Here is a 12152-nt window from a genome sequence, read left to right as displayed (position 1 = left end):
ACTGGGTGAAGGACCAATGAAAATCTTAGAACGAGTATTTGGCAGTTACGATGGAAAGAAAGTAATCGAATATACATTAACCAATGAATCAGGCATGTCCGTATCCTGTTTGAATTACGGCTGTGTGATTACAAAAATAATCGTGCCTGACCGAAATGGCATTTTGGAAAATGTAGTGCTTGGGTTTGATAAATTTGAAGATTACTTGGAATTTTCCCCATACTTTGGTGCTGTGGTTGGCCGTGTGGCAGGGAGAATAAAAGGCGCAAGTTTCGAACTTGATGGCGAACAATATCGGCTCGCAGCCAATGAGTCTCCGAACCATTTGCATGGCGGAAACCAGGGGTTTAACTCCGTCATTTGGGAAACCGAGATGATTGAGCGGAAAGATCTAGTTGGTTTAAGATTTTTTTACCGAAGTCACGACGGAGAAGAGGGTTACCCTGGAAACCTGGATACGACTGTTACTTATCTTTTATCCAATACGAATGAACTCAGTATTACCTATGAAGCTATGACAGACCAAAAAACGGTAGTAAACTTAACCAATCATTCGTATTTTAATTTAAGTGGCGAAGGTAAGCGAGTTTGCTCGGAACATATTCTTCAATTAAAAAGCGATCGGTTTTTAGAACTCGGCCAAGATCTGTTGCCGACCGGAAGAATCATTCCGGCCGAATATACTCCATTTGATTTTAATCAAGGCCGTTTATTGCAGTCAGGAATGAAATCTGACCATCCACAAAACGTTCTTGTTGGAAATGGTTATGACCACCCACTTCTTTTTACACAGGAGGGAGAAAATTCGATCATGTTAAGTGAAAAGGAAAGCGGCAGATCGCTTTTGGTGACAACAGACCAGCCGTGTGTCGTTCTTTATACAGGAAACAAGCTCGAAGGCCCGTTTTCGATATCAGGTGTTCCGGCTAAGAATTATTTGGGTGTGTGTCTGGAAACGCAAGGGTTTCCAGATGCGATCCACCATCCGGATTTTCCGACTGTCATTTTAAATCCGGAGGAGGTATACTATTCAACGACGAAGTATCGGTTTTCTAACAAAATAGGGGTTTGATTTATGGCGACAATTAAGGATATAGCAAAAAAAGCGGGCGTATCGATTGCGACTGTCTCAAGAGTGCTGAATTATGATACAACTCTATCGGTGAGCGATGAAACGAAAAAGCGAATTTTTGAAGTGGCTGAGGAGCTGGACTATAAGAAAAAAGCAGGTGTCCGCAAGCCGGAAATCGGGAAGATTGCCCTTTTTCAATGGCATACCGAGAAAGAGGAGCTTGAAGACTTATATTACATGTCGATTCGGCTTGGAGTCGAAAACCGCTGCCGGCACCATGGAATACAGGTGGTCAAGTACTATCAAAATAGCATCGAAGAAATGAAGCAGGATGAAATTCAAGGATTGATTGCCATAGGAAAATTCAGTGCCAATCAGGTCAGCGATCTAACTTCTGTTTCGGAGAATATTGTTTTTGTTGATTTCTCTCCTGATGAAGATATATTTGATTGTATTGTGGTAGATTTTGAAAGAGCAGCCGTGAAGGTTCTCAATTATTTTTTAAAAAAAGGACACACGCAAATTGGCTATATTGGGGGAAGAGAGGTATTTAAAGACCAAACTTCTGCTATTGAAGACCCAAGGGAACGGGCCTTCAAACGTTATTTGGAAGAGCAGGGCTTGTTAAATGATGCTTTCATGTATACAGGTACATTCTCGGTGGAAAGTGGCTATGCCCTTATGAAAAAAGTGGTCCAGGATCATGGAGACTGCCTGCCTACGGCGATTTTGGCCGGGAACGATTCGCTGGCTATCGGGGCTCTGAGGGCGTTGCATGAAGAAGGGATCTCTGTTCCTGAACGGATCAATATTATTGGAGTAAACGATATAAGCGTGGCAAAATATGTTTTCCCGCCCTTAAGCACGGTAAAGGTTTACACAGAATTGATGGGGGAAATGGGTGTTGATACCCTTTTGGAAAGGATAGAAGGTAGAAAAACGGCCAAAAAAACATTAATCGCAACCGAACTCATTATTCGAGACAGCTCCTTTTAATCATAAAAGGCGACATACTCCACCTTTGGCGGATATTGTTGCCTTTTTTATATGCGTTAGGATAATGAAGAAACCCTTGCAGTGGCAAGGGTCAGACTGTCGACAAATTCAAAAAACTTCGGGTTTGTTGGCCGCTAAATAGTAAGAAAGTCTCAAATTGAGATAGAATACACCCGCATATGTGAGATCCTGCATAAACAATATTAAGGAGAGGATAAGTAATGGCTAAAAAAATCATGTGGGATCCTGGCCATGGTGGCATAGACCCCGGCGCCGTTGCCAATGGACTCCAAGAATCAAAATTAACATTAAAGATTGTACAGTATGCGATGACATTTCTGGAATCTTATTACTATGGCTTTGAACAGCGGGCCACCCGGATAACCGATGTAACCGTGGAATTGTTCAGGCGAGATGACTCTGCAAATGCCTGGCCAGCCGATGTCTTTGTATCAGTGCATATTAACGCTGGAGGTGGAACTGGGTTTGAAAGCTATGTTTATAATGGCGCCAGTCCTTCTTCCATTACATTGCAGAATATGATTCATGCCGAAGTTTTAGCGGCAATGAGGCAATATGGTTCCATTACCGACCGTGGGAAGAAGCGTGCAAATTTTGCGGTCCTTAGAACAACCAATATGCCAAGCATTCTTACAGAAAATCTGTTTATTGATAGCGGGGACGCCAATCGATTAAAGGATGAGGCATTTATAAAAGGCATTGGAGAGGCTCATGCTCGTGGAGTTGCTAAGTTTTTAGGATTGCCAGAGAAAGCGGGTGCTCCAAAGCCATTAGCTGCAGTTACAGTAGAACCTAATTTTTATTCTTTCACATCAGGCCCCATTGCAAAAGTGAGGGTTATTGCCGACAACGTAAACATTTATTCTGCGCCAGATTTTAATTCAGCTGTAGTAAGACAGGCTTTAATAGGTGAGGAATTTGACGTATATACAAATCAGAATGACTGGCATAACGTCGGAGGTGCCCATTGGATTAAAGGCAATCAAAACGGAGTTCAACAATTAACTCTAATTGGATTTCGTGTCATTGTCGATAACCTATCCTACGGGCAGGCAAGAGATTTAGTTCCGGAATTGCAAAAGCGGTTTGGTGGAAATAGCGTATGGGGCGAACCAAAGTAATTAGTATTAAAAAAAGCTTAAACATACTAACATTAGTAGCACAAACCAAGGCCATGGTTTGTGCTACTATTTTTTTATAGTAGAAGTGAAGGAAGGTCGATCCGTCTATGGGACCATGTAAGAGTCCGTATCTTAAACAGACCAACTTCACACCCTTGTTTGAATCAGTTTAGTATGTTGGGTCCTAGAGACCGTGTATAAGAAAATGGAATCGATAAGGCACTGTGAAGACTTCTATGATTGGTTATAAAGGGAGAATATTTATATGAAACATGTCATCGCTCTTGATGTAAGTAAAGGGAAAAGTACCATTGCCATTTATGATGGTTATAGACAATGTGAATTTGAAGGGGAATTGTATCATACACGCATTGATTTTGAGCAGCTACACCTTCGTATTAAGGAAATAACAGCTCTTGATGGACAAGCCCCCGAAATCGTATTTGAGGCGACGGGTGTCTATTCAAAATCAGTTGAAAAGTTTCTACGGGATTACGGACATACATACTGTCGCATGAACCCGCTTGAAGCGAACCTACAAATGGCTTCAATGCGTCGACACAAAACTGATATTAGCGATGCCCATGAGTTAGCGAAAACCCACTTTAAATTGGAACGAGAAACCACGTATGTGCAGAATGATTATTATGAACAGATGCGGGCGATTACTCGTTATTATGACGAGATTGAAGAAGAACTTATTCTTTTACGCAATCGTATGCATGCCATTTTACATATTTCATTTCCAGAGTTGGAACGACTTATTACACCGAGTTCAGCACTATTTTTAAATTTTGTGCAATTGTATCCACATCCAGCATTATTATTAGCTCATTCAAAGACAATTATTAAAAATCGTTTAAAAAGCAATACACGTAAAAAGCTTTCACTAGAACGTGCAGAGAAAATAGCCATCGTGTTATTAGAGGCTGCGAAAAATTCATATCCTGCCATTGAACCAACGGATATTCGTTGTAATCAAGTACGCGATTATGCCCAACGTATTGCGGATTTAAAGGAAAAGAAAGACCAGCTTGTGAAACAAATGGTTATGATGTCTGAAGGAAGAAAGGAATATACCGTATTACGCTCTTTTCCAGGGATTGGTGATACAACAGCGTGCAGACTTATTGGCGAACTAGGTGATATTCGCCGATTTAAAAACGCGAAACAACTGAACGCTTACGTTGGCATCGATATTATGCGCTATCAATCTGGCAATACACAATACCGTGATCGTATTCTTTTTGATAATCTGCGCCGCTCGCACAAATAGCCCCGGTTGTTTTCACATCATCTTTATAAAGTCCCTTAGCAACGGATTTTGCTCGATCTAAATCCCTTGTAACAAAAAGTGAATAACGATCTTTTGCGAGGTTTTGAGCGAGTTTTTTTGTTAAGTCGAATTTTTCATCTAATAATGAATTAACGATTGCGTAATAATTTAGAACTGCATGGGCACGGAATGAGCAATCCAAGTGTAAATGAGTGTGTGTTTCATACTTGGAAGCGTTCGTAAATAATGAGCTATGGTGTTTTGCATGAACAATAATATTTTTACTAGCGATAGCCGTATTCCAAAGTTTTAGTCCACCTTCTTCACCTGAGTAAATCTCTTGTCCTTCACCAATTAAACCAATGGTTACACTCCATGGTTTGTTTGATGTTGCAATTTGCTTAATAATATCTGGTTCACTTAAATTCTTCGGATGCTTGTTTTTTCTTCTTAAAGATTGATCCACTTTACCAGCATCCCACGCCCTTTGTGCTTCATCAAAAATAATAATCTGCTCATGTGGAACTATTTCTTTTTCTAGGTAATCCATCTTATAACCGTACAGCCCTTGTACGAAGGTTCTATTATTTAATGTATCTTGCAGCACATCGACTAATGGTCCATTACCTGATAAATAAACGGCATTTTTCCTATTGTGGGCAATATGTAAGCCCAAGTATGGTTCTACTAATGATTCTTTCCAGTAAAACAATTCTAAAGAAAATAGAAGAGGAAGAGCTCACGATTGTACCATTCACAAAATCTCATGTTCAACTAGCATCCATTGATTTACGGATTGGGAACCATTTCATGATTATTGATGAGTCTTCTACTCCTTTTATCTCCCTAGAAAGACCAGCTATATATAACGAAGTATATCAAGAAACGATCATTATTCCGCCTCAAGGATTTGTATTAGGCACCACGATTGAATATATTAATTTGCCTAATGATATGACAGCCTTTGTTGAGGGAAGAAGTTCTATTGGGAAGCTAGGTTTATTTATTCAAAATGCGGGATGGGTGGATCCAGGATTTAAGGGACAAATTACTTTAGTACTTTACAATGCTAATCGCGCACCTATTAAGCTAAAAGCAGGGAGACGTGTTTGCCAGTTGGTATTAGCTCTTTTAGATCAAAAAGGGACTGGGTATATAGGGAAATATTACGAACAAGAAGAAGTAAAAGAAAGTCGAATCTATCTTGATGAGGAATGTGAAAATACCAATACAATGAGAGAGAAGTTTAAGGAGTTTGATTAACCTTTAACTCTATTTTGTTAACGGATTTTGGTAATATTAGCTAATCTATATATGAAAAGAGGGAAAATGAATGTTAGTCAACATAAGAAAGAAGCACCTAAAAAGGTGAAGTGTAAAGTCATAACAGTCAGTGACACACGTACGATAGAGACGGATAAAAGTGGAAGAAGATATTGGAAGATGCCATACATATTATACAAGATTATCAAGTTGTAACTGATGATTATGATGTTATTTATGAAGCTATAAAGACCGGTTGTCTAGACAAAGAAATAGAAGTCATATTGTTAAATGGGGAACATGCATAGCGAAACGTGACATTACCATTGAGGTTCGAAGTTTAATTGAGAAGGAATTTACAGGATTTGGTGAAATTTTCCGAATGCTAAGCTAATTTTTTATAAAAGAACTTGATTTAGAGTAATATATATAATAACATTTAAATCGTAATAATTACGATTTAAGAAGGAGGTATGTTTTTGTATGATTGGATTGTAATCGGTGGCGGAATCCATGGGTGCACGATAGCATCTTTCTTGCTCAAGTCTGGAAAAGTAAGGGCAGAGAAACTTCGTATCATTGACCCTTACGATGAACCCATGTATAGCTGGAAGAAAAAGACCGAAATCATTGGGATGGAATTTTTACGTTCGCCATCTGTCCATCATATAGATGTCGATCCATTTAGTCTTCAAAAATATGCGTATAAGGAAAACTTAGGGAAACGGCATTTTTATGGAATATACAAGCGGCCTTCACTACAGTTGTTTAATGAACATAGTGAATCGATTATAAAAGAAGTTGACTTACAGCGTTCGTGGCACAAAGGATTTGTTATATCCATTGAAAAAGAACAAGAATATTGGAAAGTCAGTACGGAGAAAGGTGAGATATTAATAGCGAAAAATATCGTATTATCGATTAGCATTAATAACCAATTAAATATCCCAGATTGGGCTCATCAACTAAGAGCTGACTTGCCAAATCGAGTGTCTCATATTTTTGAAGAAAATCTGGTTCATCTATCTTCTTTAATACCTCCTGTTGGAGTTATTGGCGGTGGGATTACTGCAGCACATCTGACGGTTAAATTATCCAGTTTGTTTCCTGGGAAGGTGTTTTTAATAAAACGACATCCTTTTCGAATTTGCGATTTTGATAGTGATCCTGGATGGTTAGGTCCAAAAAATTTAAAGTTTTATCATAAAAATTAAAAACTATGATGAACGCCGAATCATTATTCAACAGTCAAGGAATAAAGGCTCTTTAACGAAAGAACTCTTTTATACATTGAAACGACTTGAAAGGGAAAAAAAGATAAACATTTTAGATGGCGAGGTGGAATCAGCATTTGCTAATAGAACTGAAATCACTTTAAAAATTGGAGATGGAGAAGCAAATGTACATAACATTCTATTAGCAACTGGATTTATCCCATCACTTCCAGGAAAGAGTTGGCTTAATGAGATAATTAACGATTTAAATTTATCATGTGCAAAATGCGGTTATCCTATTATTAACCACTCTTTGCAATGGTATCCCAATTTATATGTATCCGGACCGCTAGCCGAATTAGAAATTGGACCAATTGCTAGGAACATTTCTGGAGCGAGGCATGCTGCAGAAAGAATCGTTAACAGTCTATAAAAGATAAATCGTAATGATTTCTATTATCATAATGAGGTGAAACAAATGGTTAAGAAAATTCCTGTAACGGTGTTAAGCGGTTACTTAGGTGCAGGGAAAACAACTTTGTTAAATTATATTCTGTCAAATCGGGAAAATAAAAAAATTGCTGTCATTGTCAATGATATGAGTGAAGTGAATATAGATGCATCAATGGTAAAAAAGGGCGGTTTTTCACGGACGAATGAGAAATTGGTCGAGCTTCAAAACGGCTGTATCTGCTGTACATTGAGAGAAGACTTAATGATCGAAGTAGAAAGGCTGGTCCAAGCAGGGGACATTGACTACATATTGATTGAATCATCAGGAATTTCAGAGCCAATCCCGGTAGCCCAAACATTCACATATGTAGACGAAAGTATGGGGATCGACCTATCCGAATATTGCAGGCTTGATACAATGGTGACCGTGGTTGATGCGAACCGATTCTGGCATGACTTTGCTTCGGGAGAGAGCCTAATGGATCGAAAGCAGGAAACCGATGAATCGGATACTCGTGAAGTAGTTGACTTGCTCATCGACCAAATTGAGTTTGCCAATGTTCTAATTTTAAATAAGATCGATTTAGTGGATAAAGAAAGTGTATTAGAGCTTAAGGCAGTCTTGCAAAAGCTAAATCCAGGAGCAAGGATCATAGAAAGTGCACATTCAGAAGTTGCATTAACAGACATTTTGGATACTGGACTATTTGACTTTGAAGAAGCAAGCCAAGGTGCCGGTTGGATTAAGGAATTGAATGAGGAACACACCCCTGAGACAGAGGAATATGGAATTTCTTCTTTTGTGTACCGAAGAAAGAGACCTTTTCATCCTGAACGTTGGAGAAAATGGTTGGAGAATTGGCCTGTGGATGTGGTCAGGGCCAAAGGTTTCTTTTGGCTGGCAACTCGAAACAATATGACAGGATTACTGTCTCAAGCAGGACCTTCCATTATCTTCCAAGGTGCGGGAGAATGGATTGCTGCTTATCCTGAAGGGGAAAGAGAGCAAATCTTAAAGGAAGAACCAGAACTTCTTGAACGATGGGACCCAGAATTCGGTGATCGGATGACTGAGTTCGTTCTAATCGGGATTGATATGAATCACGAGAACATTGAGGCTTCATTAGATAATTGTTTATTAACAGAAGATGAAATGAAAAGGGACTGGAGTGTATTTAACGATCCACTTCCAGCGTTTACAGTCATAGCATAAAGAAAACTATACTAGGAGGAAAAAAATATGAGAGTAAAAATTACTTTAGCATGTACAGAAACAGGAGATCGCAATTACATTACGACAAAAAACAAGCGAAATAATACAGAAAGATTAGAGTTAATGAAGTATTGCCCAAGATTGAAGAAGCATACATTACATCGTGAAACTAAATAGAGTAATTTATTTTTTTATGTATTCTAAAACTATTCTGGAGAGTTTTTTTCAAACTAGTCTTCAAAAAGGAATAGGTCAAGAGGTTTCGAATTTAAATAATCATGAAAAAAAGGTAGAATTTTTAGGATTATAGGCATTGCAATTTGTAATGCCTTTTTAAATTTTTTCCATTGGCTAGATTAATTACATATGATCTCTACTGACTAGATATCTTTCCGATGTAGTAAAAATAATGGCTAATAAACGTGTTTTCTTTGTTTAATAATGTCGAAGGATACTTCTTGCAAATAGTAATCATTTCGATTTATACTGAATTAGTGTTTTTAGAAATAAGAGCAAGGAGGTGTGTTTGATGACTTGTGCTATTCAACATGTTAAAGAGAGTGAGGTTCTTAAGGTCAATCAATTTGTAAGAGAAGCAATATCAAAATCATTTTCATTCCCACTAACAGAGAAAAATTTCCGTGACTTAGAGAATTTCAAGGAACGTTATATAAGTAATAATAGAAACGGATTTTTTGCAGCCTTTGATTATAACAATGAGATAGTAGGGACGATAGCATTCGTACAGTATGATAATCGTATTACGTCCCTGAAAAATAAATATGATCTTAATGTAACATGCGAGATCGTAAGGTGCTATGTAAGAGAGGACAAAAGAAGGGAAGGGATTGGTACCTTACTGTTTGATAAAGTAAAAGATGCTGCTAAAAATTGTAATTACACAACATTGTACTTACATTCACACAAATGTCTTCCAGGTGGAATAGATTTTTGGCTAGCAAAAGGATTCAATCGTGTACTAGATGAACAGGACGAATATGAAACGGTACATATGGAGTTAAATATTGGGTAGAAGTAGCAAGTCAATAACGGAGGTTTTATGAAAAATGGTGTTATTTTAGCAATTTTAGCTTCATTGATCTTTAGCATAATGAATGCATTAGTAAAAGAAGTGAGTTCTTCGATTCCTACCGCTGAGGTTGTGTTTTTTAGAAGTTTGATTGGTACAATTATCATTTTTATTCTTATGAGAAATAGTAAAGTTTCATTTTCAACGACTGGCATTCCAATGTTAGCGCTGCGAGGAGCCCTAGGAGCCTTTTATCTAATCGCTTATTTTTATACAATTTCGAAAATACCGCTAGCAGATGCGAGTATATTGGCGCATTTATCTCCATTTTTTGCAGTAGGATTTTCTTTTTTTCTTTTAAAAGAAAGGGTACCGAAAAGCGTTATATACATATTACCACTTACAATTATAGGTGCAATCTTATTGGTGAAGCCATTTCAATTTTCATCATACTCACTATACGCCTTCATCGGTATCACAAGTGCTGTATTTGCTGGTGCAGCGGCAACAAGTATTCGTTATTTAAGCAAAAAACATCATTCTTATGAAATTGTATTTTATTTTTTAGCTACTGCAACAGTAGTATCGATTCCTTTAATGTGGAATAACTTTGTTCTACCTTCGTTAAGAGATCTTTTCTTGCTCATTTGTATAGGTGTTGTGTCATTGATAGGTCAAATTTACTTAACGAAATCGTTTACTCATGCAAATGTAGTCGTAGTTGAAATGACTAGATATATAGGCATTGTGTTTAATGCAATGTGGGGCCTGCTATTTTGGAAGGAAGTACCCGATACACTCACATTTATTGGTGGCATGCTAATTATTGCTTCATGTGTTGCGTTATCAAGAATGAAGGAAACCTCAACAAAGACTCTTAATCCAAAAGTTGTAAGGACTTAGTATACATTTTAAATCGTAATCATTACGATAATGGGAGGAGAATATATGTTAAAGCTGAATAAATTTAGTTTACTATTTAGCCTAATCTTAATGTTACTTTCGGCTTGCTCTTCATCAGAAGGAGCAAATTCACCGAGTGGGGCAGAAAACAAAAATCAAGAAACTAATCAAAACAAAGAATTAACCTTCCTTTCAAACTTCCCAAGTGAAACAATGGATCCACATTTGAACTGGACTCCACTTCGAGCAGGGATAGTTGAGACACTTGTTAAAATTAACGAGGATTTACAAATTGAACCATGGCTTGCAACAGAGTGGAGTAGTGAAGATGGGCAAACATGGACATTTAATATTAGAGAAAATATAACGTTTCAAAATGGAAATAAACTAGATGCAGCAGCTGTAAAAGCATCGTTTGAAAGATTAATAGTAGTAAGTGATTCAATGAAAAATGCTTTAAAGATTCAATCCATGAATGCGGAAGGTCAAACATTAACGATAATAACAGAGGAACCATTACCACAATTCCCCTCAGAGCTCGTTCACCCAAATGCTGCCATTATAGATGCAACTGAAGAGAACTTTGAGCAAAAACCAGTGGGGACAGGGCCATTTATGGTTGACGCTTTTGAAGCGGGTACGAAGGTGACTTTAAAATCCTATGAACAATACTGGGATGGTAAACCAAAACTTAACTCTGTAATACTTACATTTAACGATGACGCAAATGCTCGTACATTAGCATTACAATCAGGGGATGCAGATATTTCATTTAGACCAGCAATTGAGAGTATTGAAATGCTTCAAGGCGATAGCTCTATTAAATCGGATGTAGCACCAAGTAGTCGCACACATTTATTAATGTATAACACAAATAAAGAAGCCTTAAGTGATGTGAAGCTAAGAAAAGCACTTGATGCAATGCTTGATCGAGATGCGATTGTGGCAAGTATTATGGCGAATCAGGCTACTGCAGCGTATGGACCATTCCTACCACAATTTCCATTTGCTCCAGATTATGAAAAAAAGCAATTTAGCATGGACTTAGCAAAGAAATACTTAGAAGAGGCTGGCTATGAGATTGTAAATGGAGAAGCAAAAAAAGATGGAAAACCTCTCACATTAACAGTTGTAACTTATTCATATAGACCAGAGTTACCATTAATTTCTCAACTTCTACAATCTAATGCAAAACAATTAGGAATTAAGATAAACATTCAAGTTGTTGAAAATATTGATGAATATTTAATGACTACTGATTGGGATTTAGCAACCTATAGTCTAAATACTGCTCCTAGAGGAGATGCAAGTTATTTCTTAAATTCAGTTTATATGCCTGGTGGAGCAATGAACTTTTCAAAGCTTGAGCATGAGAGCCTTAAACCGATCATAAATGAACTTAATGGAACGATTGAAGAAGATATGCGAATTCAATTAGCAAAGGAAGCTGTGTCCATTATTGATGAAGAATATTTACACTCTTCAATTGTTTATCCAAATATTTTTGTTGCTCACAAAGATAGCGTTGAAGATTGGGTAACAAATAAAAGTGAATTCTACATGATTACAAAAGATTTAGGCGTGAAGTAA

At 37.5% G+C, this 12152-nt stretch carries 12 protein-coding genes and 2 pseudogenes; 13 read left to right on the top strand and 1 reads right to left on the bottom strand.

Annotation, left to right across the window (positions count from 1 at the left end):
- Positions 1 to 16: 16 nt before the first annotated feature.
- The 4 genes from M3234_RS11820 to M3234_RS11805 all read left to right on the top strand — a co-directional run bounded on the left by M3234_RS11820 (position 17) and on the right by M3234_RS11805 (position 4486).
- Positions 17 to 1072: an aldose epimerase family protein gene (locus M3234_RS11820; protein WP_262304910.1), complete on the top strand. Its 1056-nt coding sequence runs from the start codon at positions 17 to 19 to the stop codon at positions 1070 to 1072.
- Between the two features lie 3 nt (positions 1073 to 1075).
- Entirely contained in the window at positions 1076 to 2068 is a 993-nt protein-coding gene (locus M3234_RS11815; RefSeq protein ID WP_262304909.1) for a LacI family DNA-binding transcriptional regulator, read from the top strand.
- Positions 2069 to 2289: 221 nt separating this feature from the next.
- Complete coding sequence (locus M3234_RS11810; protein WP_262304908.1) at positions 2290 to 3210, top strand: N-acetylmuramoyl-L-alanine amidase; 921 nt, start codon at positions 2290 to 2292, stop codon at positions 3208 to 3210.
- A 265-nt stretch (positions 3211 to 3475) separates the two neighbouring features.
- Positions 3476 to 4486, top strand: coding sequence for an IS110 family RNA-guided transposase (locus M3234_RS11805; RefSeq protein ID WP_262304907.1), 1011 nt, complete (start codon positions 3476 to 3478; stop codon positions 4484 to 4486).
- On the opposite strand, the pseudogene M3234_RS11800 reads toward M3234_RS11805, so the two are convergent.
- Positions 4452 to 5165 (bottom strand): annotated as a pseudogene (locus tag M3234_RS11800) (DNA/RNA helicase domain-containing protein); the annotation flags it as partial. The gene M3234_RS11805 and the pseudogene M3234_RS11800 sit on opposite strands and share 35 nt — an antisense overlap.
- Between M3234_RS11800 and dcd the strand changes: the two are divergent.
- The 9 genes and pseudogenes from dcd (at position 5165) to nikA (ending at position 12152) form a co-directional block, all read left to right on the top strand.
- A complete protein-coding gene (gene dcd, locus M3234_RS11795) occupies positions 5165 to 5749 on the top strand; it encodes a dCTP deaminase (protein ID WP_396953949.1) in 585 nt (194 codons plus the stop codon). The pseudogene M3234_RS11800 and the gene dcd overlap by 1 nt on opposite strands.
- 66 nt (positions 5750 to 5815) lie before the next feature.
- Positions 5816 to 6140 (top strand): annotated as a pseudogene (locus M3234_RS29675) (MogA/MoaB family molybdenum cofactor biosynthesis protein); the annotation flags it as partial.
- Between the two features lie 88 nt (positions 6141 to 6228).
- Positions 6229 to 6963 (top strand): Rossmann-fold NAD(P)-binding domain-containing protein, encoded by a 735-nt coding sequence (locus tag M3234_RS29550; protein ID WP_311315646.1) that lies wholly within the window; start codon positions 6229 to 6231, stop codon positions 6961 to 6963.
- A gap of 76 nt (positions 6964 to 7039) precedes the next feature.
- The gene (locus tag M3234_RS29545; protein WP_311315645.1) at positions 7040 to 7396 is read left to right on the top strand and encodes a hypothetical protein; all 357 of its coding nucleotides are present in this window, start codon (positions 7040 to 7042) and stop codon (positions 7394 to 7396) included.
- Between the two features lie 45 nt (positions 7397 to 7441).
- A complete protein-coding gene (locus M3234_RS11780) occupies positions 7442 to 8629 on the top strand; it encodes a GTP-binding protein (RefSeq protein WP_262304904.1) in 1188 nt (395 codons plus the stop codon).
- Between the two features lie 27 nt (positions 8630 to 8656).
- A complete protein-coding gene (gene rpmG, locus M3234_RS11775; RefSeq protein ID WP_262304903.1) occupies positions 8657 to 8806 on the top strand; it encodes a 50S ribosomal protein L33 in 150 nt (49 codons plus the stop codon).
- 352 nt (positions 8807 to 9158) lie between these two features.
- Positions 9159 to 9662 carry a GNAT family N-acetyltransferase gene (locus M3234_RS11770; RefSeq protein ID WP_262304902.1) on the top strand — a complete coding sequence of 168 codons (504 nt, stop codon included), beginning with the start codon at positions 9159 to 9161 and terminating at the stop codon, positions 9660 to 9662.
- Positions 9663 to 9689: 27 nt separating this feature from the next.
- Positions 9690 to 10562, top strand: a complete 873-nt coding sequence (locus tag M3234_RS11765; RefSeq protein ID WP_262304901.1) for a DMT family transporter — start codon at positions 9690 to 9692, stop codon at positions 10560 to 10562.
- Positions 10563 to 10607: 45 nt separating this feature from the next.
- Positions 10608 to 12152: a nickel ABC transporter substrate-binding protein gene (gene nikA, locus M3234_RS11760; protein WP_262304900.1), complete on the top strand. Its 1545-nt coding sequence runs from the start codon at positions 10608 to 10610 to the stop codon at positions 12150 to 12152.

Source organism: Neobacillus niacini (assembly GCF_023715785.1).
Classification (GTDB): Bacteria; Bacillota; Bacilli; order Bacillales; family Cytobacillaceae; genus Neobacillus; species Neobacillus niacini_E.
Note: the sequence above shows the minus strand (reverse complement) of the source record. Positions and strands in the feature narration are given on the sequence as shown.